The 24,138-nt window shown below is 56.3% G+C and carries 23 protein-coding genes and 1 tRNA gene; 13 read left to right on the forward strand and 11 right to left on the reverse strand.

Annotation, left to right across the window (positions count from 1 at the left end; all coding sequences use genetic code 11):
- Positions 1-31 precede the first annotated feature (31 nt).
- The 3 genes from MY069_RS07830 to MY069_RS07840 all read left to right on the forward strand — a co-directional run bounded on the left by MY069_RS07830 (position 32) and on the right by MY069_RS07840 (position 4,037).
- Positions 32-1,246, forward strand: a complete 1,215-nt coding sequence (locus MY069_RS07830; protein ID WP_482796517.1) for an acyl-CoA dehydrogenase family protein — start codon at positions 32-34, stop codon at positions 1,244-1,246.
- Positions 1,246-2,382, forward strand: coding sequence for an acyl-CoA dehydrogenase family protein (locus tag MY069_RS07835; RefSeq protein WP_482796518.1), 1,137 nt, complete (start codon positions 1,246-1,248; stop codon positions 2,380-2,382). Before MY069_RS07830 ends, MY069_RS07835 begins: the two co-directional genes overlap by 1 nt.
- 71 nt (positions 2,383-2,453) lie before the next feature.
- Positions 2,454-4,037, forward strand: a complete 1,584-nt coding sequence (locus MY069_RS07840) for an FMN-binding glutamate synthase family protein (protein WP_482796692.1) — start codon at positions 2,454-2,456, stop codon at positions 4,035-4,037.
- Here MY069_RS07840 and MY069_RS07845 read toward each other — a convergent pair.
- The gene (locus tag MY069_RS07845; protein ID WP_482796519.1) at positions 4,034-4,780 is read right to left on the reverse strand and encodes a hypothetical protein; all 747 of its coding nucleotides are present in this window, start codon (positions 4,778-4,780) and stop codon (positions 4,034-4,036) included. The genes MY069_RS07840 and MY069_RS07845 overlap by 4 nt on opposite strands.
- A gap of 94 nt (positions 4,781-4,874) precedes the next feature.
- On the opposite strand from MY069_RS07845, the gene MY069_RS07850 reads away from it, so the two are divergent.
- Entirely contained in the window at positions 4,875-5,396 is a 522-nt protein-coding gene (locus MY069_RS07850; protein ID WP_482796520.1) for a dihydrofolate reductase, read from the forward strand.
- Between the two features lie 56 nt (positions 5,397-5,452).
- Entirely contained in the window at positions 5,453-6,361 is a 909-nt protein-coding gene (locus MY069_RS07855) for an SMP-30/gluconolactonase/LRE family protein (protein ID WP_482796521.1), read from the forward strand.
- A 55-nt stretch (positions 6,362-6,416) separates the two neighbouring features.
- Here the strand turns inward: MY069_RS07855 and MY069_RS07860 are convergent, their stop codons facing one another.
- The 3 genes from MY069_RS07860 to MY069_RS07870 all read right to left on the reverse strand — a co-directional run bounded on the left by MY069_RS07860 (position 6,417) and on the right by MY069_RS07870 (position 8,614).
- On the reverse strand, positions 6,417-6,884 hold the full coding sequence (locus tag MY069_RS07860) for a hypothetical protein (protein ID WP_482796522.1): 468 nt from the start codon (positions 6,882-6,884) through the stop codon (positions 6,417-6,419).
- A 112-nt stretch (positions 6,885-6,996) separates the two neighbouring features.
- Positions 6,997-8,487, reverse strand: a complete 1,491-nt coding sequence (locus tag MY069_RS07865; protein WP_482796523.1) for a sulfatase-like hydrolase/transferase — start codon at positions 8,485-8,487, stop codon at positions 6,997-6,999.
- A 50-nt stretch (positions 8,488-8,537) separates the two neighbouring features.
- Positions 8,538-8,614 (reverse strand) — tRNA-Arg (locus MY069_RS07870).
- A 189-nt stretch (positions 8,615-8,803) separates the two neighbouring features.
- On the opposite strand from MY069_RS07870, the gene MY069_RS07875 reads away from it, so the two are divergent.
- Genes MY069_RS07875 through MY069_RS07885 form a run of 3 tightly spaced genes read left to right on the forward strand, consistent with a single transcriptional unit; the run spans position 8,804 to position 11,274 of the window.
- Complete coding sequence (locus tag MY069_RS07875) at positions 8,804-10,378, forward strand: hypothetical protein (RefSeq protein ID WP_482796524.1); 1,575 nt, start codon at positions 8,804-8,806, stop codon at positions 10,376-10,378.
- A gap of 8 nt (positions 10,379-10,386) precedes the next feature.
- Positions 10,387-10,986 (forward strand): hypothetical protein, encoded by a 600-nt coding sequence (locus MY069_RS07880; protein WP_482796525.1) that lies wholly within the window; start codon positions 10,387-10,389, stop codon positions 10,984-10,986.
- Positions 10,987-10,998: 12 nt separating this feature from the next.
- Positions 10,999-11,274 (forward strand): helix-turn-helix transcriptional regulator, encoded by a 276-nt coding sequence (locus MY069_RS07885; RefSeq protein ID WP_482796526.1) that lies wholly within the window; start codon positions 10,999-11,001, stop codon positions 11,272-11,274.
- Here MY069_RS07885 and MY069_RS07890 read toward each other — a convergent pair.
- The 5 genes from MY069_RS07890 to MY069_RS07910 all read right to left on the reverse strand — a co-directional run bounded on the left by MY069_RS07890 (position 11,217) and on the right by MY069_RS07910 (position 16,194).
- Positions 11,217-11,588 carry a hypothetical protein gene (locus MY069_RS07890; RefSeq protein ID WP_482796527.1) on the reverse strand — a complete coding sequence of 124 codons (372 nt, stop codon included), beginning with the start codon at positions 11,586-11,588 and terminating at the stop codon, positions 11,217-11,219. The genes MY069_RS07885 and MY069_RS07890 overlap by 58 nt on opposite strands.
- A gap of 89 nt (positions 11,589-11,677) precedes the next feature.
- Positions 11,678-12,475 (reverse strand): hypothetical protein, encoded by a 798-nt coding sequence (locus tag MY069_RS07895; RefSeq protein WP_482796528.1) that lies wholly within the window; start codon positions 12,473-12,475, stop codon positions 11,678-11,680.
- A gap of 360 nt (positions 12,476-12,835) precedes the next feature.
- Positions 12,836-13,318, reverse strand: a complete 483-nt coding sequence (locus tag MY069_RS07900) for a hypothetical protein (RefSeq protein WP_482796529.1) — start codon at positions 13,316-13,318, stop codon at positions 12,836-12,838.
- Positions 13,305-13,916, reverse strand: a complete 612-nt coding sequence (locus MY069_RS07905) for a helix-turn-helix domain-containing protein (protein WP_482796530.1) — start codon at positions 13,914-13,916, stop codon at positions 13,305-13,307. Before MY069_RS07905 ends, MY069_RS07900 begins: the two co-directional genes overlap by 14 nt.
- A gap of 307 nt (positions 13,917-14,223) precedes the next feature.
- On the reverse strand, positions 14,224-16,194 hold the full coding sequence (locus MY069_RS07910) for an AAA family ATPase (protein ID WP_482796531.1): 1,971 nt from the start codon (positions 16,192-16,194) through the stop codon (positions 14,224-14,226).
- Between the two features lie 619 nt (positions 16,195-16,813).
- On the opposite strand from MY069_RS07910, the gene MY069_RS07915 reads away from it, so the two are divergent.
- From MY069_RS07915 to MY069_RS07925, 3 genes are all read left to right on the forward strand, one after another.
- Positions 16,814-17,188: a hypothetical protein gene (locus tag MY069_RS07915; protein ID WP_482796532.1), complete on the forward strand. Its 375-nt coding sequence runs from the start codon at positions 16,814-16,816 to the stop codon at positions 17,186-17,188.
- Positions 17,189-17,282: 94 nt separating this feature from the next.
- A complete protein-coding gene (locus MY069_RS07920) occupies positions 17,283-17,774 on the forward strand; it encodes a hypothetical protein (protein ID WP_482796533.1) in 492 nt (163 codons plus the stop codon).
- 100 nt (positions 17,775-17,874) lie between these two features.
- Entirely contained in the window at positions 17,875-18,687 is an 813-nt protein-coding gene (locus MY069_RS07925) for a hypothetical protein (protein WP_482796534.1), read from the forward strand.
- Positions 18,688-18,805: 118 nt separating this feature from the next.
- On the opposite strand, the gene MY069_RS07930 is transcribed toward MY069_RS07925, so the two are convergent.
- Complete coding sequence (locus MY069_RS07930) at positions 18,806-20,044, reverse strand: DNA cytosine methyltransferase (protein ID WP_482796535.1); 1,239 nt, start codon at positions 20,042-20,044, stop codon at positions 18,806-18,808.
- Positions 20,045-20,207: 163 nt separating this feature from the next.
- Between MY069_RS07930 and MY069_RS07935 the strand changes: the two genes are divergently transcribed.
- Both MY069_RS07935 and MY069_RS07940 read left to right on the forward strand, forming a co-directional pair.
- Entirely contained in the window at positions 20,208-21,458 is a 1,251-nt protein-coding gene (locus MY069_RS07935; protein WP_482796536.1) for a hypothetical protein, read from the forward strand.
- Entirely contained in the window at positions 21,455-22,894 is a 1,440-nt protein-coding gene (locus MY069_RS07940) for a DEAD/DEAH box helicase (RefSeq protein ID WP_482796537.1), read from the forward strand. Before MY069_RS07935 ends, MY069_RS07940 begins: the two co-directional genes overlap by 4 nt.
- On the opposite strand, the gene MY069_RS07945 is transcribed toward MY069_RS07940, so the two are convergent.
- On the reverse strand, positions 22,861-24,009 hold the full coding sequence (locus tag MY069_RS07945) for a tyrosine-type recombinase/integrase (protein ID WP_482796538.1): 1,149 nt from the start codon (positions 24,007-24,009) through the stop codon (positions 22,861-22,863). The genes MY069_RS07940 and MY069_RS07945 overlap by 34 nt on opposite strands.
- Positions 24,010-24,138: the final 129 nt, after the last annotated feature.

The following is a 24,138-nucleotide window of genomic DNA, read 5'->3' on the forward strand; positions in this document are numbered from 1 at the left end:
AGGTGCCGCGGCACCTCATCGGGAGACTATAATGGCCTTTGATGCCCCAGAGGAGCTCGACGACTTCCGCAGTGAAGTTCGTGCCTGGCTCGAAGAAAACTGCCCTGAAAGCATGCGCAAACCGATGAAGGACGATGAGATCGTCTGGGGCGGCAAACGCGAACAGTTCAAAAACCCGGACTCGAAAGTCTGGCTTGAGCGGATGGGCGAAAAAGGTTGGACGGCGCCAGAATGGCCAGCTGAATATGGTGGCGGTGGGCTCAACAAAGCCCAAGCCCGTGTGCTTCAACAGGAATTGCGCCGCATCCGCGCGCGCCCGGCTCTGTTCTCGTTTGGCCTCTGGATGTTCGGTCCAGCTCTGCTTGAATTTGGCAATGATGAGCAGAAGAAGCGCTTCATTCCTGATATTGTCAAAGGCAAGACCCGCTGGTGTCAGGGCTATTCCGAACCGGGCGCAGGCTCGGATCTCGCAGACCTGCAAACCAAATGCGAAGACAAAGGCGACCATTGGCTGATCAATGGCCAGAAAGTCTGGACCTCTTATGCAGACCAAGCCGATTGGATTTTCTGCCTGGTGCGGACAGATCGAACCGTCAAGCATGAAGGCATCAGCTTCTTGGTCTTCGATATGGAAACAGAAGGCGTCGAAGCGCGGCCGATTAAGCTGATTTCAGGCTCTTCGCCGTTCTGCGAGACTTTCTTCACCGACGTCAAAGTCCCGAAAGAGCAGCTTGTCGGTAAACTGAATGGCGGCTGGACGATCGCGAAACGCCTGCTGCAATTTGAGCGGTCTTCTATTTCCGCGGGCGGCTTTGGCGGCACGGGCGGGTCCGGCATCCTGCCGCCGCAAGAATATGCCAAACAGCATGTCGGCGTCGATGAGACCGGTCGCGTCTCTGATGGCGATTTGCGGGCACGGATCACCGATCATTTGATGTATGCAAAGGCCTTCAGTTTGACCGTGCAGCGCTCAACTGAAGAAGCCAAAGCCGGTCAAGAAGTCGGCCATACAGCTTCGATCATGAAATATGCGGCGGCAAAAATGAACCAAGACAAGTGCGAGCTTCTGGTCGAAGCGCTCGGCACCGATGGTCTGGGCTGGGAAGGTGACGGCTTTGCTGACGACGCCAAGAAAGCCACCCGCGGCTGGCTGCGTTCGAAAGGCAATTCGATCGAAGGCGGCACCAGTGAGATTAATCTGAACGTGGTTGCGAAACGCGTTCTCGGCCTACGGGATCACCAATAATGAGCTTCATTCTTTCTGAAGACCAACAAATGTTGCGCGACACAGCGATGGCGTTCGCGCGCGATGAAATGCCGGTCACCCGCCTGCGCGAATTGCGCGATGGCGGCGCTAATGGCATCGATGCTGACACCAAGGGCAAACTAGCTGAGCTCGGCTTTTTCGGCGTGCTTGTCCCGGAAGAGTTTGATGGGGTTGGCCTCGGCATGGTCGCCATGGGTCAAATTATGGAAGCGCAAGGCCGCACGATTGCCGCAACACCGCTTTTGCAATCTGCCGTCCTCAGCGCCAGCACGCTCATCCTCGGTGGTTCTGAAGCACTGAAAGCGGAATGGCTCCCCAAGATTGCAAGTGGCGAGACCACGGTCGCGCTGGCAGTGGACGAAGGCACCCACCATGCGCCGCTCAACATCGCGACCGAAGCCGAACGCAATGGCCAAGGCTACACACTGAATGGCGCCAAGCGCTTCGTCACTGACGGGCATCATGCTGATGCGTTCATCATTGCCGCACGTACCTTTGGCGAAGCCGGTCAGGCACATGGGATCAGCCTCTTCCTCGTGCCGAATGACGCGAACGGACTGACCGTCCAAGCGCTCAACACGGTCGATTCCCATGGCGCGGCGCATCTTCACCTTGAAGACGTTGCGGTCGGCGAAGATCACGTTACCGGCGCGGTCGATGCAGGCTGGGAAATTCTAGAGCCTGCGCTCGATCGCGGCCGAATTGCCCTCGCCGCCGAAGCTTTGGGCAGCGCCCAAGCCGCGTTTGATATGACGCTCGAATATTTGCAGACCCGCAAACAATTCGGTCAACTGATCGGATCGTTCCAAAGCTTGCAGCACCGGGCAGCGAAGATGTTCACAGAACTGGAACTGACTCGTTCTTGCATCGCCGCTGCATTGTCTGGGGTCGATGAGAACCGCAATGATGTTGCGGAACTCGCAAGCCTCGCAAAAGCCAAAGCGTCTGAACTGATCCACTTAGTCTCGAACGAGACGGTGCAATTCCATGGCGGGATCGGCATGACCGATGCGCATGATAGTGGCCTCTATATGAAGCGCGCGCGCGTCCAAGAAGCCTTGCTCGGCGGCGCCAGTTATCACCGCGATCGCTATGCGAAATTGAACGGCTTCTAATCGCTGAGCATTGACCGGAAAACCCGGACAAGAATAGGCTCTCCTCAAAGATCTGAGGGGAGCCTTTTTTGATCCGCTTTATTCCGTTTTTGGCCGTGGTCATTTTATTCAGCCTCGCGATTGGGAGCGCGCAGGCCGCGCCTTGGCTCTATGTCCTTGCCGGTCTTTTAGGCCTGCTCGTTCTGGTTGGCGTGTACGACTTGTTACAAACCCGGCACACGCTGCTCAGAAACTTTCCGCTTCTGGGCCGATTGCGCGGACTGGCGGCACAGCTCCGCCCCTTCTTTCGATCCTATATTGTTGAGAGCCAAACTGAGGGTCGCCCGTTTAATCATGAAGAGCGCGCGATGGTGTATAATCGCGCCCGCAACGTGTCTTCGGTTGAGCCATTCGGGAGCCATCTCGATATTGATGCGCCGCCTTATGAGTGGCTGGCGCACTCTATCACGGCCAATCATCCCGCAGAGACGGACCCGCGCATTCTGGTCGGCGCGCCTGGCACCGCCAAACCCTATTCAGCGAGCGTGTTCAACATCTCGGCGATGAGTTTCGGCTCACTCGGTGCGAACGCAATCGAAGCGCTGAATCGCGGCGCGGCAAAAGGCGGCTTCTATCATGATAGCGGCGAAGGCGGCGTCTCTCGCTATCACAAAGCCGGCGGCGGCGATCTGGTTTGGGAGCTCGGTTCTGGCTATTTTGGTTGCCGTGCCAAGGATGGCGGATTTGATCCGGTCCAGTATGAAGAGACGGCCAAACTTGATCAGGTCAAAATGATTGAGATCAAACTGAGTCAGGGCGCCAAGCCTGGCCATGGCGGGGTTTTACCTGGCGCAAAAGTCACCCCGGAAATCGCCGAAGCGCGCGGCATTCCAATCGGCCAGACGTGCTACTCGCCGGCGCACCACACCGCTTTCGACTCGCCAAAGAGCTTGCTCAATTACATTGATCAGCTGCGCGAGCTGAGCGGTGGAAAGCCGGTTGGGTTCAAGCTCTGCATCGGCAATCGCTGGGAATTTCTAGCCGTCTGTAAAGCCATGGTCCAAACGGGGCAGCGTGCCGACTTCATCGTGATTGATGGCGCGGAAGGCGGCACGGGCGCGGCGCCAGCCGAATTCCTTGACCATGTCGGCACACCACTTCGCCAAGGCTTGGTCTTTGCGCGCAACGCTCTGGTCGGATGCGGGCTCAAAGACGACATCAAGCTCGCGGCCAGCGGGAAACAGCTCTCAGCCTTCAATATGGCGGCCTCATTGGCGCTGGGTGCCGATTGGATCAATTCAGCGCGCGGCTTCATGTTTGCGCTCGGCTGTGTGCAATCGCTGAAGTGCCATAAGAACACGTGTCCAACCGGCATCGCGACCTCAGATCTTGGTCGTCAGCGCGGGCTCGTAGTGCCGGACAAAGCCGATTATGTGTATCATTTCCATAAGAATACGGTGGCCGCTTTAATGGAAGTTGTCGGCGCCACGGGGTGCCAGCACCCGTCCGAGCTTGCCCCGCATCATATCATCCACCGAGTGACTGAAGATGAAGCCCTACCGGCGCACCTCGCCTATGAATTGGTCGCCAAAGGCGAGCTCTTAGAGGCCGCTGAAAATACCGGTCTCGCCGAGGTCTGGGCGATGGCGCAGGCGGACAGTTTCGCGCCCGCTTAAACCATCGAAGACTGGGCTGGCAGGTCCTCATATGGATCGGTAATCCCGGCATTCTCTCGGCGCCGGATCATGTCGGATACAACAAAGGCGCCAATCATCTTACCGATGACAAAGACGATCCAATTGGCCAGGGTCAGCGTGTTGCCCGGATCCATCCCCAGTTGCATCTGCTTGGCGAGATCGGCGCCATAGAGGAAAATGGTTGTATCGATCGGCGTCGCCACGGCGCTCGAGTATAGAATTCGCTTGGACAGCTTCATCTTGGTGAATGTGAAAAGCAGCCAATCGAAAAACTCGGACACAAAGAAAGCGAGCCCTGAGGCGATCACGATGACAATCCAAGCATAGTACATTGACCAAGCCAGAGCCATTGCCATGGCGAGCAAAACCCATTGCCGCATCTCACGCTGCACGAAATCGCGAACAACGAACACCAAGCCCGTCACCAAGGTGAGCGGGTGAAGCATCAAGCCCGCTGGATCAGGCGTGTCGGCTGGGAAGATGAAGGAGAACATGGCGCTCGCGGAATCGACCCAAGGTCCGACAAATTGAATGTTCGGCACCACACCAAAAGACCAATTCAAAAACGGGATCATCATCACATAAATGATTGCCCAAAGTCGCCCGCCAAGCTTCCACAAGATCCCGACTGACGCCGCCAATCCCAAGATGACCGGAATCAAAAATCCTGGCCGATTATTGGTCAGGATCGCAACAAAGGTTTCCCAAAAGGCTAGGATCATAGATCTTCTTTCATGACTCAAATCGACAGTTGCTCATAAGGGGCAAACCGCCCTAAGGCCAACACCTAGCGCGCATCGACCCCAGGAGAAGGCCTTGACCACATCGATAAAGCTCTGCCTGATCGTGGCACGCGCGCGCAATGGCGTGATTGGCAAAGATAATGATTTGCCGTGGCGCCTCTCTGATGATTTGAAGCATTTTAAAGCGACCACCAAAGGTTGCCCGGTCATCATGGGCCGCAAGACGTGGGAGAGCCTGCCCAAACGCCCCTTGCCCGGCCGGGACAATATCGTGCTCAGTCGCGACGGCCAGTATGCGGCGCCTGGCGCGCGCGTATACACCTCACTTGATGCCGCGATTGAGGCTGGCAAAGGCCTCGCAGCGATTGCCGGAAAAACCGAATTGTTCGTGACCGGCGGCAGCGCCATTTATGCCGCTGCCCTGCCCCGCGCCGACCGTCTCTACATCACAGAAGTCGACACCGAGATTGAAGGCGATGCGACCTTCCCGGACTTCAATGAGTCAGATTTCAACGAAACAAGCCGCGAAGCCGTCACCGCGAACGAAAAAAACCAGTTCGACTTCGTGATCCGGCAATTGGAGCGCAACGCTTAGCGCTTGCGCCTTTCCTGCGGGCTCGTCAAAATGCTGGCAAACAGCAGGAGCGCCGCATGGATTTTGATATTGTCGCCGAGGGTTTGGGTTTTCCAGAAGGCCCGGTTTGGATGGAAGACGGCTCAATCATCCTGGTCGAGATTTCCAAAGGCTGCATCACGCGCATTTGGGGCGACGGAAAAACGGAAGTCATCGCCACGCCCGGCGGCGGACCAAATGGCGCTGCGATCGGCCCAGACGGCGCGCTTTGGATCTGCAATAATGGCGGTTTTAAATATCATCAGCGCGACGGCCTCCTGATCCCAGGCCATTGCCCAGATGATTATTCAGGCGGCCGGATCGAACGCATTGACCTCTCAACCGGAAAAGTCGAACGCCTGCTCGACACGGTGGAAGGCCACCCCCTAAAAGGCCCGAACGATCTGGTCTTCGACCGACACGGCAATCTCTATTTCACCGATCATGGCAAAACGTATCCGCGCCATCGCGATTTTGGCGGCCTGTTCTTTTTGGCAAACGGCGCCAGCGAAGCCGTGGAGCTCGACCACCACCACACCTCGCCAAATGGCGTCGGCCTCTCGCCGGACGAGAACACCGTCTACATGGCTGATACGATGACAGCGCGGCTCTGGGCGTTTGATCTTTCCGCACCCGGAGAGATCGCGCCAAGCTCACCGTTCAATGCGGGTCGCGTGGTGGCGACGATGCCAGAGCTTCAATATTTTGACAGTCTCGCCGTCGCGGCCTCCGGCAACATTTGTGTTGCGACCATTCTGAATGGTGGGATCACAACGCTGACCCCTGACGGTACCCATTCGCATATTGCCTTCCCAGACCCCTTCGTCACCAATATTTGCTTTGGCGGCGAGGGCTTGAACGAGGCCTGGGTAACGCTGTCCGGTACCGGCAAACTCGCTAAATGCCGCTGGCCTGAACCCGGACTAAAACTCAATTACTATGCCTAGAAAAAGCCCCGGCACCGCAGGCGGCCCGGGGCATCTCAATCGGGATTTTGAGGCTCTATTTTAGAACCGCCTCAAAACTGACCGTGCCGTTCGCGGACGGTGCGATCGGATCTGAAAACGCCCATTTGATATGTGTGATCTCTTCGGAGACAGCGAGGCGAGCATATTCGCCCGTCCCAATCATCAAGTCTTCGCGCGCGGCATAAGACCGGCCATTATCAGCCGAGAATTCAACACTGCCGTGTGCCGAGCCCTCAACATAAGTTACGACGGTCGGGACCGGCATCACCAAGCTGACATTCTCTGCTTCGTCCGCGCCTTCATTCGCATAGGCTAGGCTGTAACGCACCCGCTCGCCCGGTTCGACCTCAGTCGCCTGCGAATAGGATGTTGTTTCATTGCCGTCGACATCCACAATAATCGTCGCCACTTCGACGATCTGTGTGGCTTTCAAACCGGTGGCATGGGCGGACGCAGAAAACGCACTGAGCAGGGTCAGCGCAAACGCAGTTGCACGCAGCATTGATTAATCTCCAAGACAAGCTCTTATATTTTTCAAGCAAAATGCGCGCTTTCAATTAAGCCTTGCTTAACGCTGCTGGAGATTGGTTTGGGGGGTGCGGCTTTGGCTCGCTCTATTCCGCGCAGCGCGCCCGCGATTGGCGCAGCAGGGCGTCATACAATTCCGGCTCAAACCAATCAGAATGAGCTTGATTTTGGGCTGCTTTGGAGACGATGAACTCATACAGATCGGTGACCCGTGTATCCGGCATCGCGCAGGGCGTTTCGAGCAAATTGCGAACCTCGAGCGGATCGGCCTCTGTATCGTAAATCTCAACCAATTGGCCGCGGCTGTAATTGGTCTCGCGGTCAGGGTCGCGGAGAATGAGTTTGAGGCCTTGCCGATCGACCGCCCCGAACGCGAATGGCAAGACATCATCATTGCCGCGCTCGAAAAACACAAAATCGCGACCCTCAAGCGCGTCATCTGAACCGACCAATTCTGAGATGAAAGACACACCATCCAATGGCACGCCTAGGCTCGCAACCTCATCGCGCTCTACTCCGGCCAAGTTTGCGAGGGTCGGGAAGAGGTCAGCCAAGTGAAGCAGCTGGTCGGATCGTCCGGCTCGGTCAATCGGCTCTCCCCATACCATTAGAGGCACGCGAACACCGCCATCATAAAGGGTCGCTTTAGAGCGGACCGCTTCGCCATCAACGGCCGCGAAAACTTCCGCCGCTGAGCCATTGTCGCCGAGAAACAGAAAGATGATCGGCCGATCAGTCTCTTGCGTCAGCGTCTCTACGAGCCGCGCGATCTCAGTATCCAAAGCTTCGAGCATCGCAAAATAGTAGCGATCAAGCCGTGGTTCCCGGCGATTGGCGCGGTAGGCATCTGGCCCCGGCGTATCTGAACGCGTGCCTACGAGGGTTTGCGGTGGCAAGTCTCCAAAAGAATGGAGCGCCTCTGGTGGCGCATGAAACGGCTTATGCGGGCTGGTAAAGCTCACCAATGTAAATTGCGGCTGCGAACCAGCCTGCCCTTGAAAATAGGCGATCACCTGATCGGCTAGAAAAGTTGTTTTATAGGTGCTGACCGGGCCGACCTGCTCGCCATTCTCGAACCACTCAAAATCAAAATATCGATAGGTGTGATGCTGGCGCGGATTGCCGGCAAAGTGATCGAACCCTTGCAGGTTAGGATTGCGATTGCCGCCATTCTCGTCATCGGCCAAATGCCATTTTCCAAACCCGGCGGTTTGATAATTGAGCGCGCTCTTCTGCTTGATCAGTTCGGCGATCGTAACTTCCGAAAGCGGCAGCTTACGCGCCTTCATTCGCACATCATCCGCGCCGTGCCGAAACGGATGGCGGCCGGTCATCAAGGCGGCCCGGCTCGCCGTGCAATAGGGATGGGTATAGACCCGGTCAAACACGACAGCTTGCGAACAGAGCGACTGCAAATATGGCATCCGCGTCTCCTCGCTATGACACGGCGCCTGATCTAGCCCGAGATCGTCAGCAATCAGCACAACAATATGCGGCGCCGGCACTTCTGGCTGTTGAGAGCACGCGCTCGTGAGCCCCATCAAAAGGCCAGCAAAACACGCGCGAACAAATAGCATCAAAACGTCTCACTTAGACCCAGCACAGCCTTAACCCTATCGCACTCAATTGGCGATCCCGACGCGATTCGAACGCGTGACCTACAGATTAGGAATCTGTTGCTCTATCCTGCTGAGCTACGGGACCGACCGGCGGTAAAGGCAACCGATACAATACCTTATCCATTCCGGAGGTGACGGCCAAGACCTGAGAATTGCCTCTAGACCCAAATGAGGCTCAATAAAGTTCGCAAATAAAAGCTCGAATCGAATATTTCTTGATGAACACCATTCTATGAACAATAGTGCAATCAAATCTATGCGCGGGGGGACGAGAATGTCTAAGTACAATAAATCGCAAAACGATCAGTTGATCGATCGTGAGCTAGAAGAAATTGCGGCAATCGAAGAAAAGCTGAAATCCATCTTAAGCGAGACGCCAAGGCGCACGTTACCGAAGCCCGGATCGGACGGTTACAGTCACAGTGACGAAAAGACTCCGAGGATAAAGAACAAAGATCCGATTAGGGGAGCTTTGGATGCATTTGAACGCGACAGGGATCGGTCACCTCCTGCGCTATCCCCCAACCAGTTCGAGTTTCATTTGGATGAAGCAGCAGACTTGTTGGATCGTGTTCTAGCTAATCGAGGTACATATGATGCACTTGCCGCCAGCTCTTATGAACAACGCGTGAGAGTTAATCACGCGGCGGCTCGGATCAAGACTATCAACAGTGAACTTAAAAACAAAATGTATGAAGATGAGTATCGCCGACTGTACAAAATATGGGAAGCCGAAAAGTCGGCGACAGCAAGTATAAAAAACCAAATTTCGAGACTCAAAAATTACAAAAAGAAGTACCTCACGCTGCGCATGAAGTGGGACCATGAAGCAGCAATCGCGGAGCCGGCGAACATGGGCGGATGGCCACTCTATTATCTAAAGCTAAATGGTAGAAAACTCGCTGAGGCAGCGATCTTCAACCGGAAGAAGGGGCGCTTTAGCTCCACGGAAATTGACGCGAAGGACTACCTGACCAGAACTGGAGAGCAACGCGCATGGCGAACTTGGATGGATTGGGTTGTCCAACACAAAAGTTCATTGGCTAATTTAGTTGAAGCGCTCGATACGCAAAATAAGCGATTGGATCAGGCATTTACCGCCGCAGATGACGCACATCGAAAAGGTCAAGCCACGAAAGACAATCTAATTGCGGAAAGAGCCAGAAACGCAAGTATTATTGAAGGATCCACATCTGGGTCAAAACCACTACACTACGAGAAAAGACTGCTTGGTCTCGAGAAGCGAATTCATTTCGATTTTGGCGAGGCAATTGAACGCATGAAGTCCGCTCGCACAGGAATGCTGTCGATGTTGGACGAGGTGGATAAACTACCAACTAACAAAGAAAACGATGTGTTCTACGATAACTGTCTGCTTTGGGTGCGGCAACATATTAGTAGAGTAAACTCTTTTCTTCAGAAAGATAAAGAAGCTCGAGTTCCGATTTCGTTGCGTGCGCTAATACCTGAAGAGTTTCCTGTTTCGAACCGCAAAATTTGGTGGCCCGAAATAGATGAAACCCATTTTTCGGGCATGAAAAATCTAAGAATTCGCGCAGTAACTGCATTCGTCGTAAGCGAAGAAAGTAGTTCGGGTCCATTTCAGATAAGGCTAACGCATTCACCAAACGATCCGAACTCACCAGGTGCTATTCTGTTGCCCAATATTACACTAAATTCATCGAGAGAATCGGTCGAGCTCTTGGGTGCGAAAACTCTACGCAATCTCAACCCCATGGTGGAATGGAAAGTCGAGTTGCTTGGTTATGTGTCTGACCAACCGGATACACAAAGCATGCCCAATGTACATGATGTGGTGCTAGAGATTGTCTTGGCCTATCAGGACTAGAGTAATCCATGACACACCCAAAAGAGCATTCTGAAAACGGGACGTCTGAGAGAATACTCAGAGATGAAACTCCAGTCATTGAAAGCCGATATGATGAGAGTTTCTATACTCAATCGTTTTCGGAAGATGACAGTTCTGTTCAATTAGAAGACGCCACCGTGCGAGAAATCGGTGATAGAATTAGTTTCCGAACAACAGAGAGAATCTCGAGTGCATTCGTATCTGACACCTATGAATCCTCCTATGGTGTTTCGCTCTTCGGAGGAAAAGACGAACGCTTTTTGTCTCCGCTTCTCAAAAGCCGAAGGAACGAAGCCGCGGGTGAGGCCGTGGGAAAATTTCTAGGCAAAGGAATCAAGAAGACCGTGAAATTCTATATCGCTTTACCGAAGCCAGACCCCACGTTTCTTTCGAAGAAATGGGCCGCCCCCATCGTTGATACCGCTCTCGATACTAACACAAAAATGATGGAACGAGCTTTTGGAGAAGTAGGAGCGACCCTCCCCCATGCGGCCGAAAATGCCGATAGAATCGAAAGAAATATCGCAATCATATTACGAGCCTTTGTGTCGAATATTACTCGGATCAATATGTTCCATTTTCGATGAGGCTCTCATTCGATGGATTACGAGCTGCGTCGCAAGCATTATCTTAGCGAGATGGAACGGACGATCGAAGCCAGGCTTGACGCCATAGAGACCGCGCTGACGGCACGGGTCCGCAGATACCTTACATCCGATGAGGCCGCCGAGCGATGCCGCGTGTCGACCAGCACGATGGAACGGCTGCGCGCCACGGGCGACGGCCCCCGCTTCGCGCGCATTGGCGGCAGGGTGATCTACGACGCCGAAGACATCGCGGAGTGGGTCGACGCCAAAAAGGAGCTGCGCGTCTGAGCGTTCCGCGCCTCGCGATCGGTCAAAACATCCAGACCCTCGCGGCGCATCTGGCTGCGGTACCACGCGATAGACTCGGCACTCGTCGCGGCATCGGGGAACTCCGCCTTAACGGCCGCCAGTGTCTCGGCGTTCGTCTGCCCCTCAGATATCAGTTTACGGGCCATATCGCCTATGCCGCCACGACGCAGGTCGAAGGCCTGGCGGAGCATGTACCGGATCACGGCCGCCTCGCTCCATGCTAGCTTCTCGGCCTCGATCTGGACGAGTTCGAACAGGTCGTCGTCCAGGGTCATGTTGATGCGATTGGCCACGATGCTCCTCCGCGATTCGGTCTCTCAAAAAGTAGCGCCCCCTGCACTTATAGTGCAAGGGGTTCCCCCGATCTTGAAAGCGTTTGAGGCTAAGCCGCAACGACATTTCGGTGTACTGGTTCCGACAAGCTCGACGATCGCAGCGTTTCTACGAAACCGAGGTCCTCGGCACCGATCTCAAAGACCTCGGTCGAGCAGGCCCCGTCAGTTTTGAGGTAAGTTTCACCGCGTTCCAATTCGGCGAGGCAGGAACGGTGATCGCCTCGGAACTCAAGCTCCTCTACTATCTGAGGCAGCGATTGCCCGGCGATGGTGCGCACGCAATCGAGGCCAAGCTCATTGTGCTCCACTATAACGATGCGTCTTGGGCGCATCTCAACGACCTCGAGGACGGTGCCACACTTAAGCTCAAAAGGTGCACCTCCGGACAGGCACTTGGCCGCAGGCCCGATGCTCCCATAGTGCAACTCGCTGCTGATATCGCGGACGGACCACACAATAGCCTCCCTGACAGTCGATCCGTGACCCAACCGAAAGTCTAACCCTGGCTTGGAAGCCTTTACTAGGTACCCGTCGCCTCGCTCAGCTGGATCAGCGTCCGCGTCGCCCGGGTCCTCTGGGCATGGTCCCGAGGGCTCGACGCCGTCCGTACCGGACAGGTCGTCGAACGAGTAGATGGAGCCAGGTTCCCTGTACCTTCCGTTGGTTTCGAGAAAGCCCACCGCCGCACTGACGTCAGATGGGATGCGGTGCGGGCTCGCAGAAGCGATAGCTTCTGCAAAGTCGACACCGCCGGTCACCTCGTGAATCACAGGCATTCCTCCGCAGTCGATACAGACGCCGATCATGACTGCGGGCTTCGAATCGGTCTTAGTTTTCGCGTTCATAGTGTTACTCCTTATCTGAACAAATGCACATAACAACACGTAATGTGCATTGTGCACTTTGCGTGCAATCACTTAAGATTTCGTTCAGACTTTCAGAAGATTTCGCCGTAAATTTCAGAGAAATTTGCGAGGGCATCCCGCCAATCAGCGGGAAATTTTGGAACGCTCGGCGGATTTGGAAACGCGGAAAGCGTCGTACTGGCCGGGGAGCCAAATCGCAGAAGGGGCCCTTCGGGCTTTTCGGATTCGAGTTTGGCCCAATGACACGGCCAATAGGTCTCCATTGGGTCTCGCGCTCGAACTCAACCGTCAGGCTCAGCTGCGACATCAGCGCCGCGCCGAAGAGCAGCAGATTTACAATCAGGTGTTGAGGCGTATCGGCGTGTCTGTGACCCGCTTGATCAGCCTTCGCTTCTGCGCCGTCGTGAGCGCGCTCCGAGCCAGCAACTCAATTGTCGCCTGCTGCTCGGCGGCGCTGTCGAAGTGGCCGCACCCCACATAGACCCTACCATCGACGACCTGGGGCAAGCTGCACATGAAGGCGCGCATTCGACCCGTCTCTGGATCCCAGGCGTCATCGCCCAGGCGCTTCAATAAATCCTCTAACTCAGGATCAGGCGTCACGAAGTTCACGCGGATCGCATCGGGATCGTCGGACAGCACCGGGCACGCCTCCATCCGAGCCAGCAGCTCCATGTCCTCGATGCGCGCCGCAAACCTCAGTGCATCGTCCTTCACACTCTGATCGACGAATGCCACCGCTTCTGCGCTTGGGACAGCGTGCACCAAGACGTCATCAACCCTAAGCGTCCCGTCGCCGTTATCGATCTCAATCCTCGTCACGTTCGATCTCCTCGAATTCAGCATCGATTGTGTGGCCATCGAGAGCAGCGCAGACCTCCTCGGTGGCCTCAGCGCTATCGGGTGACACTTCAGCTATACCGTAGGCTCTCATGAGCTCCTCGGTCGATCTCTGCTCGCCCATAACGAATGTTGTTCGATCATCGTTGCGGCCTTCGTTGACCTGCAGCGCCACCAGCGGCGCTTCGCCCTCGACGGCCTGGCGGGTCTCCTTGAGCACGTCCACGATCGACTTCACCGATAGCGTCGAGACCATGACCTGCTCGAAATTTTCATCCAGAACAGGTTCTCCGTTATCGTCCACCAGCGGATGGCGAGAATGGTCTAGAAGGCTCTGCAGGTGATCCTGCGCTTTCGAATGCAGAGAAGAGGATCTGCGCCGCCGTGCAGATCGCTGGGCAGCGTCAACGCGCAGCCCGAACTCTGGCAGACGGCGCATCCTCTTGTAGATTGCGGCGCGGCTGAGACCCACGTCTCGCGCTGCGGCAGATAGATTGCCGTCATTATCTTCGATAGCCTGGAAGAACTGATCTTCGTTTTGCTCGTCGGCCAGAACGGCGGGCGGGCCATGCTGCCTCATGCTGATCTCCAGAAAGTTTTTGAGTTCAGGCCTCTCGGCCACATCGACTGAGTTTACGCGCTAAAAGGCCTTCCGAACCCCCGCATCGTATGCGCTTGCAGGCGGTTCAACTTAAGGGGCTAATCTCCACGAGATTGCAAAGTCTGACCTGGTTAGTCGTCGTCGCGCTTTATATAAGCGCGCGACTAGACGACCAACCGGTTGGTCGCGTGACTTCCCGCATACGACTAAGCCTTGTTTTTATTGGGTTTGTCGCGACCAACCGGAGCGACAAACCGGTTGTTCACGCCATGACCAACCAGATCGCCTATTCGAGCTCTTCCAGGAGCAGTTCTCCCTTGATGATCTTGCTGTTGTTTGGACCGGTTTCGACGGAGAGCTCTCGATAGTCTCTTAAGAACTTGCTGACGGCGCGCCCTGCCGTGCTGGGTGAAATGCCGAACTCATCAGCCATTTGATTGATCAATTCGGTTCTGCGAATGCCAGGCTGGTAAACTTCAACGATCCAGGCTTGGCGATCGAGAGCCGGCCCTGGATCCGGACGATTGGGCACGAGCATTGGCTCGCAAACCAATGTAGCGTCCATACCCATACCGGCGGTCTGACGCATCTGCAGAATACCGACTGGCCCGATAGCGGCCGCCTTCTGCTTCGTCACCGTGACTTCAGACGCCAAGGCGTTCTTCGCGCGAGACAGGGTAATCTGGAAATCGACGTCTGCCAGCAGAAGAGAAGACCCCCTGGCGCCCTTCGATCTGTCTTTGCCGAGATGGTGGATGAACACTACGGTGGCATCCTCCTCTTTGCCGTCGCCTACGGGGGCGCGCAGCGATCGCTTGAGCTGATCGAGATTGCGGACGAACCCACGCATATCGCTGGTCGAGTTCTCGTCGCCGCTGAAGTTCTGAGACAGCGTGTCCACGATCAGGAGCACGCGGTGGTCCGGCAGACGCGCTGCCGCTATCGCCTTCTGAAGCTTCTCGAACTCCTTTGGGTCGTTGATCGCGGTCGGCATCGGCTGAAAGCAGATCGGCGGCGAGCCCTCCCAGTTGCCGTCCGAACCATCTTTGCTGGGCGATACATTGAGGTCTTCAAGCGCGGCGGTTACGCGGTGCTTCAGAGTCTCAGCGCCCTCGCCGGCTATGAAGAAGAGCTGGGTCGGCAGTCGCTCGTTAGGCCCGTGGCCTTCGAATGGATCGGCACCAACCGCGAGCGCGAGACCGATGCGCAGCGCGAAGAACGTCTTGTATGTCTGCGACTCACCTAAGATGGACCCGAGCGAGCCGACCGGGATCATGCCCTCCACCAACCATTCTGGATCCTTCATCTCGCTGAGATCGAAGTAGTCTAGGAAGCGTGGCTTACTCTTTCGCTCTGGCGCAGATATCTCGACCAGGTCTTCGAGATCGTCTTCAAAGTCATCTGCGGGATCGCTGACAGCGGGCAGCTTTCGCCAGGCCTCGGCGAGGTGACGATGCATCTCTGCGCCGTCGAACTTACCGTCCTGCGGGGGCCATGCGCGCACGTAGGGAGCGATCACGTCGAGCACGGTATCGAACGAGAACCTCTCGCCCTTGAGCCGACCCGCGATAGCGAAAAGCTCTTCAAAGCGCGCGGCGCGCTCAGGGTCCATCAAGCGATCCGCAACATCAGCGGGCAGGTTTGCTCCGGTCAGCTCGACGCCTTCGCTTGAACAGAATTCCCGATCTGCGGTCTGTGCCTTGGACGAGTAGAGGGAGCGAACGTCTTCGGCCAGCAGCATCTCTCCCTCGCTGAAGCGATTGGAAACGAGCGCCTTGGTGAGCATCTCCATAGATTTAAATGTGAGCCTGACCTGCGCAGACCAACCTCTGATCTCGCCTTCCGATTCATCGAACGGCGCTGAGCACGCCCACTTGCCGTTCTTGATGTGCGTGGCTTCGCCCTCTGCGTTCGAGTAGTCCTCGACGCGGCACCAGGCGTGTCCCTTTTTCGGGTTTCCGCTGGTGGATGGTGTCAGGCAGATGAGCGCGTCACGCTGAGCGGCCCAATCGGCGATTGCCTCCGGTCCCGATCCGCCGTCGGAATCAAACACCACGGCGCCCATTGAGCCTGGCTGGATGCCGACGTGGTTGCCGCGTCCGATCCAGGCGACGCACTCATTGAGGCTTGGACGTCTTTCTTGCCAGCGTTTTTGACAGGCCCCTCTTTCAGACTTGAGCAGCACATACGCCGGTTCGAGTTCAGCTTTTCGTGCGGCCGCATCTAGCGCCTTTAGCGCTTTGATTTCTCTGTTCATCGGAGCGCCTCCGCTCTTGCGATGATCGCATCGAAGTCGAAGGGTCTCCGCTCCTTTGCCCACATACGGAGCTCTTCAAGCCCAAACGCGAGGCGCTGACCGTGTTTGACGTGGGGCGGAAGTCGATCGGGTCGCTGGGACCGGTACATCCTGAGCGAATGGAGTTTGATGCCGAGTATCTCGGCCATTTGCGCAGCCGTGAAAAAGACTGGCTTACGGGGCGGTTTATCCGCCATATGTTCGGAGCACATCATGCTTCCTCTCTGTTGGGACGCGCGGTGTTCTCCACACGTCGTTGGGTTATGCACTTGGCCGGTCTGTTGTCGCAGATCGGCCGCTCGCTTTGAGGATGTGCAGGTGCTCCAGGTCTGCAAACCCTCAGTTCGAGCCACCCCAATATACCAGCGGTCAACCCCTCAAGATACTATTGTTTGCGACGGAGCGCGATCGTCCAGGCGTCAGTAGGTTACATGATTAACGCACCGGTTTTCCTCTTCTGAACGTGCTCTCAGCGGCGCACGTCAGCCCTCCGAAACGCTGGTTTTGAGAAGTGCTCGCGCGCGGCATCCAATCGCTCATGAGAAACAGATTACCGCTAGCGACTGCCGTTCGCATCTGCATGAACAAGACAGAGGTACTGTACCGCGTCGGCGCTCATCGACTCGAGGACCTCGACCTGCGTGTCTCGCGCGCCCTCCATCCGGACGACGTCCGCCGCTGGCGAGACATGCCGCTGACCGGTTTTCGCGCCAGGTCGCAATTCAGCGTGGAAGAAGTTCTCGAGGCCGCATCGCGCTGCGGTTCGATGAGGGAGCTCCGGCAGACCGAGCCCGTGATGGCAGCGCTGGTCCACAAGCTCAACATCGTGCACGAGTGTGAGGCCCGCTTCGCATTTGTGCGCAGTCAGCGCTCGAACCTAGACCAGGCGTCTCGCCTCCGCAGCGAACGACGCAAGCGGGACCGCGAGATCCTCCCTAAATTGTACGCCCTTTGAACCGTCACGCGGGTTTACGCGGTGCCCGCTTTCGCGGCTTGTTGAGCGCCTACGCCCACACGGGCGAAACGAACGCAAACCATGGAGGCATCGCATGTTCGCCAACGCCATCGAGGCAATACGTAACAAGGCGCCCATGCGAGAACGCCGGACGGCGCTGCGCAGGGACCTGAAAGCAAATGAAGACGCAGCGCTCGATGAGCAGCTAAAGGCGCTCGAGGCCGAAGCCGAGCGAAAGGCGATTGCCGAAGCGGAGAAAGCCGCTGAAGCTGATCGCGCCAAGAAGTCGATGCTCGCTCGCGAAGCGGCCGAGCGCGCGCTCGCCGATGCTGCCACCAGAATGGACGCGGCGATCGGCGCCCTGGAGGAATCGTTCGTCGCGATCGAAGAACAGAGCGCCATAATCGTCCGCCACGGAGGTCGGCGCCGCGATGTCAATGCGCGGAAGTTTATGCTCGTCGCTGCCATGTGGCACGGTGCCCGATCGTTCAGCGCCAGGTTGGGATTGATCCGTATGCCCGGAGGTCCGAGCAAGTGGCGCACCCTCAGCGAAACTCTCGGATCGGAGAACCCACTTGACCAATGACAGACACAGACAGGGCCGTCGGCGCCGCATGGAGAAGTTCCGCCTTAGCGAGGTCTCCGCCGTGGACCGACCGGCACAGACACCAGCGAGGATCGACATCATGAAACGAGATGACCAGTTCGACCAACTCAGGGAACTCGTGGCGCAGGCGAGCGATCAACTCATTCTCAAGAGCCGAGAGCAGGCGAAAGAGCTCACGACGATCGCGGCTTCTGCCGTCCTGGCCAAACAGGACGCAAACGTCCGTCAGATGATGCAGCGCTTGGTAGAAACCGCGACCGCGCGTATCCGAGACATCGAGGATTCTCTGGTTGAGGTCACAGGTGCTACGCGCCGCGACGCTCAGAACGCGGCCATGGAAACTCCTCTCGGTCGAAGTCTCATGCGTATTGTCGACACCGCAAACGCAATGCTCCGCGTCGCCAACGACACTCAGGAACTGATAACGGCCGCCGATCTCGGCGAGCTCCGAAAGCGCCTCGACTGGCTGCAACCGACCGACGACGTGATCGATGCCATCGTGAAGCTCGATGCCATCGCCGACAAGCTCAGGTCGGGCGGCGAAGTCCGAGACGATTTCGTGGAAGCGGCGCGCACGGAGGCGCTGACTATCTTAGAAGGAAAGGAAAACGGAATGCAGAAATCTTTGAACGGCGGACCTACCGCCGAGAGTGTGCTGGACGGCGCTGAGCGCGACCAGTTCGGAAACGTCAAGGATCCGGGTGCGACGCTCGCGGCGATGCGGAAGGCGGCCTCAGCGGGCGCGCCCATCCGCAAGTCGGGCGAAGCGAACGAGCGTTTGGAGACGCTTGCAAAGTCGCGAGCGGAGAAGGATGGAATAGACTTCTACGACGCCTACCACCGCGTTGGCGCCGAGAACCCAGAGCTGCTCGCCGAGGCCGTCACCGAGTAACGAGATCCGGTCCTCGCCGGATGGGGACGTCTCCTCCCCCGACCAAGGCCGTCAGCCGCAAGGCTGGCGGCCAATTTCGCGCAAACTGTTTGAGATAAGTGTCCGTTGTCGTCGGTGTTCACGCAGCGCTGCGTTCATTAACCCGCGCAGCGTCGGTAATGTGCTCGCCCACGCTGAGGGCGATTGCCTTCGCGAGTTGAACAGGAACAGCGTTGCCGATCTGCTCAAAATGATAACTGATCTGGTTACCGCTGAAATGAAAGGTGTCTGGAAATCCTTGAATGCGCGCAGCCTCGCGGACGGAGATCGTTCGATCCTGAGTTGGATGAATATAGGCACCCCAATGCGGATCGCACTTCGTCAGAAGTGTCGAGGCTAATCCTGAACGTTCAAGACGCCCGTACCGTTTGGTGTGATCCGTGAGTTTAGCGCGTTGCATCCCAGCGGGGAGAAGCTCTCGCGGAATATTCCGCCAATTTCCTCCTTCTGGGATATGCGCCATTCTTTCCAGGTTCACAGTTCCGAGTTTGCTGCAAACGTGATTGAGCAGTTTCTTCGAGCCATTTCGGATCTCGCGCTGAAACTTCGTCGTGGCTTGTTTGCCACCGTACGTCGAACAGTGGTCCCCCTCACCGTTTCGCAACTCCGGCAAGTCGCTGATGGCTTGCCAAACAGTTGGAATCCGCTCGAGATCTCCGGTCGGCCTGTCGATTGGTCGACCTGCACGATCGGTGCACAAGCGGTTCAACCAGTGGGTAGGATTCGGCAGTAGGTCCGACGCCTTACCAATTCGGGTCGCTGCAACAAATACTCGACGGCGTGCTTGCGGCACACCGTACAGTTCGGCCGCCAAAACTCGCGCGTCTACATCGTATCCGAGATTTCCGAGACACGCTCGGATCTCATCTATTACTGCACCACTTCCGATGGTGAGGATCCCTGGGACGTTCTCCATCATAATTGTCTTCGGGTGCAGGCCCTCGACGATGCGCAGATAATCTCTAAAGAGACCTGCTCTTTCGTCGTCTGCTGTTCGCTTGTGGTTGTTATAGCTGAACGATTGGCAGGGAGGTCCCCCAATCAGGCAGTCCAAATCGCCAGGCTTCAGGTCGCATGATGAGAGAATCGCTTCTACCGAGAGTGAGGAAATTGCGCCTTCGAAGAACACGGATTCGGGGAAGTTATGGCGAAATGTAGCTCCTGCAGCGGAGTCTAGATCGTTTGCAGCAACGACGCTCCAGCCAGCTTGCCGATAACCGACAGCAAATCCGCCAGCGCCAGAAAACAGATCAACGCAGGTTTTTCCTGCGGGCGATCGGACGGTCGCCAGGTGGGTAGTGAGCGTGACCATCGTCATCCATAAGTTCGCTATTGGTTCTCTTATGAATCGATACGGCAGATTCGTAAACATTTTTATCAGCCAATTCGCGGAGGCCGCTTGACTTTGCGGAAACGGTGTGCTTGAAGCGCTTGCATGATCTTGCGCAGTCTTGCGCAGGCAAGATAGGAAAGATAAAAAAATGACTGCTGCAACTGACGCGCCTACTACGCTCGAAAGCCTCCCAGGTAAGCCTGACCGGGTCCACTTGGAGAAGATTGGAAACAAAGACTGGGAGCTTCGCGAACTGGAGCTCAACGTGAATGACGATGTGGCTCTGTGGTCTGACAACCCACGACTTCAAACCACCGTCACCGAAGCCGTTTCCAATGAACTCGAATTGGAACAGGCTCTGAGGCGAACCCCCGGATATGATCAACTGAAGAAATCGATCAACGAGATCGGGCAGATGACGCCGATCTATGTCCAGCGAACGAAAACTGGAAAATACCTGGTTCTTGAGGGCGCGACCCGCGTGACAATCCTCAGAGAGCTCGACCGCAAGTACAAAAGCGGCAAGAACGAAGGCGTTTATCGGACCGTTGTTGCCAAAGTCCTCCCGCCAGAGTTTGGAGAAAAGGACGTCGCGATTTTGCTGGCCGGCATTCACGTGCGCGGCAGTGGTGTGCGGTCTTGGGGTCGGTACATCGAAGCTGGGTTTGTCTACGATACGGTTGTCGGATCACCTGGTAGCCCGCCGTTGATGAACCAAGCTCAGTTGGCAGAGAATATGGGGAGATCAGAAACTTGGGTGGCTCGGCTCAAAAGCGCGTATGAATTTGCGCGAAAGTTTATTGAGCACATCGATGATCATCCAAATGCGCAACGGCTCGCCGCCGACAAGTTCAGTGTCCTCGAAGAGATTAGCAAGGCGCGGGGGATTGGTCCGCAGATAAGGGACTATGGCAATTCGGCGTTCGACGATCTTCGAGGCGAAGTCTTCGACATGGTGCGAAACAACGTTTTCAAAGAATACCGAGATGCGCGTTTCTTGAAGGAGTTTCATGACGACCCAGATAGCTGGCAGCAACTGACTTCCGGCGAGGAGCACATTGCCAACAAGCTAGCGAGACAAGTGCAAGATCAAAATAGCGGACCGAAGGCCAGGATTGCGGGGATCACTCAAGCGGTAAAGCGGGCAATCGATCGCGGCGATGGAGAATTCGACGATGAAGATGTCGCCTCTCTCCAGCAAACGATCGATCTGATTGAAGACCAGGTGCACGACGGAGTTCATCCGTATCGCTTGGCCCTTAAAAAGGCCGCGAGAACGCTAAACAAAGCGAGTAGAGCTGATGTGCTGGACCTTTCGGCCTCGGATATCGCAGAGTTTCGCGATGCATACGAATACTTCGATGGGCTCGTGTCGAAACACGGAGGACCTAGCACGTGACGTACAAGTTGCTTCATCATCAGGAGGAAGGGGCAGAATTCCTAACGGGCCAGTCTGGCGGCCTGCTCGCGTTCGAGCAAGGTCTGGGCAAAACCCTTGTGGCCATAGACGCGTTTTCTACTTTGCTATTTCGCAACAAGGTGGAGCAAATGCTGGTAGTGTGTCCGAATTCTTTGAAGCGCAATTGGAAGGCGGAGATCGAGAAATTTGCACCACAGTTGACGGTTGCGATCGCAGAAGGCTCTCCGAAACGGCGGCGCGCAATCTTCCACCAACCGGATGCTCGCGTGATCGTCACCAGCTATGAAACTTCGCGCTCAGAGGTCACCGCGATCCTTGCATTATTGCAGCGCCGTCGCAGCGTGCTCGTTCTGGATGAGTCTCACGCGACCAAAAACCAGTCTTCGCAAACGTCGATTGCGGCCCAGGAATTCGCGCCATACGCTCTTTATCGATGGCTGCTTTCCGGCACCCCTGTGACGAACACCGCGACGGACCTGCATACGCAGATAGGGATTATTCGCCCTGGTCGAAACCCGCTGGGGACGGTCGAGTCGTTTTCGGCAACGCTGGATTCCCGTCCCGATGATCCCCGAATCCGTTCGGTGGTGGATGAGCTTATTCTGAGGCGCACCAAAGAACAGTGCCTCGACCTTCCGGATAAATCGTTTGTGGACGTGCGTATCGAACTGGAGCCGTGGCAGCGGACGCTGTACGATGACATGCGTCATCAGATGGTCTGTGAAATCGAAGCGATGACCGGCGAACAGTACACTGCGTTTGCAAGTACGGCATTGAGCCAGCTCACCAGGCTAGTGCAAATTGCCACTAACCCTCAGCTTCTGTTTCCCGAGCTGGAGCGCGACCCAGCAAAGTTCCTCGCGCTGGATAACATCCTCGCCGAAATTATGTCAGTCCAGGGCAGGAAAGTGATTTTGTGGTCGAACTACATTCGTTCGATTGAGGTTATGCTGGAGCGCTTTCAACGCTTTGGCGCGGCAGCGATTTACGGTGGGACCCCGAATGACGTTCGCCAAGACATCGCCCGAGAGTTTCAGGAGGGCGAAGAGTTGAGAGTTCTGATCGCTAACCCAGCGGCTGCGGGTACTGGTTTCACACTGACCGCTGCGAGCCACACGGTGTATGAGTCTCTGTCTTGGCGATACGATCATTACGCTCAGAGCCAAGATCGAAATCATCGAATTGGGCAAACGCAACCGGTCACTTACACGCGACTGCTGGCCGCGGACACGATCGAGGATGCCATCATTACCGCTTTGGAGCGAAAGTCGATTCTCGCTGGTAGCCTTCTGGGGGATGGCGCGGTCGGCGAGGTAGTCTCGCAGCTTTCGAGAGATCAGATGTGTGAGCTGTTGCGCACGAACCGCTTGCCTGAAGTCGATCAAGTGTCAGATCTGGATGAGACTGTTGAGTAAGATGCTCGATACTTAACGATGCTCTCCTCGATCCGCTCGATCGCATCTCGCATCGGCCCCAGCAGGTTTGCACGCGTCACATAGTTGAACGAGACGTGCGGCGACGAGTGGTTCATCAGGACAACAATCGTCTGAAAGTCGACGCCCGCCTCGAACGCCATCGTCCTGAAGGTGTGTCGCATCTGGTGCGGTGAATACGGAAAGCCAGTTCGCCGTCTGAGCTGTTGGACATATCCCTTCTCCGCTGCGGGCGAATAGAACACGTATTCATTAAAGCGTGGCAGCGCCCTGATCCGCTCGAGTGCAAAGTCGGCGATGGGGAGCTTAAAGGCGCGATGCTCACCGCCCTTGGGGTTCGGCACGGTCAGCACGCCATCATCATCGATGTGTTCCCATTTGATCGATCTGCCATCAGCGCTTCTGAGCCCTGTGAAAAGAAGCGTCGTCCACAGCGCCTGCATGATCGGATCGTCGATCGCTTCCAGCTTCTCCCACATCGCCGGCATGTCCTCGGGCGCGATCGACCAATCTCTAGGCCGCTCGGGATTCATGCGAACGCCACGCGTCACCGGGTTAGGCGGCAGGTCCAGTGTCCTGGCTTGATGATTGAGGACCGCCTTCAATGTACGAAGCGATCCATTTGCTGCAGATGGACCACATCTATTGGTGAGCTTCGTGTGCAGGTCAGCGCAAAGTTGCGGTGTGACCTTGTCGACTGGCACCTTCAATAGCGACCCAAGACGCTCGCCCGCGCCGCCATAGAACTCCACGGTGCGCTTCGAGAGGTTCGGTGCTTTTAGATAGTCATCGAGAGCCTCACGGACTGTCGGAAATTCATCCTTTGGTCGCCTCGGGTCCTCGCCCCTCTGCAGCTTGAGCTTCAGCTCTCGGGCATGGTCACGAGCCGCTCTGAGCGTCAGCAGATTAGACCTGCCGACTGTTAGCGACACGTGTCTCTTGCTTCCATCATTTATGCTGGTGACCAGCTTGTAGGTTGCCGTCTTCTTGCCGATGACGAGCCGCAGGCCCGCAAGCTCGCTGTCATAGAGAATCCTGCCACGATCATGCTGAGTGACCGCCTTATCAATCAACGCCTGAGTAAACTTCACCGTCATGTCCCGTCCTTTCTAGACCCAGTGTGAGGCCCAGCGGCGGCGAGGTTCGTCGACGACGCATGATGGCCAGTGACGGAACAGTGCGCTGATATTAAAGCGTTGTAAGCGCCCCAGACGTCAAATGATGGT

The organism is Hyphomonas sp. ske169 (assembly GCF_056850855.1).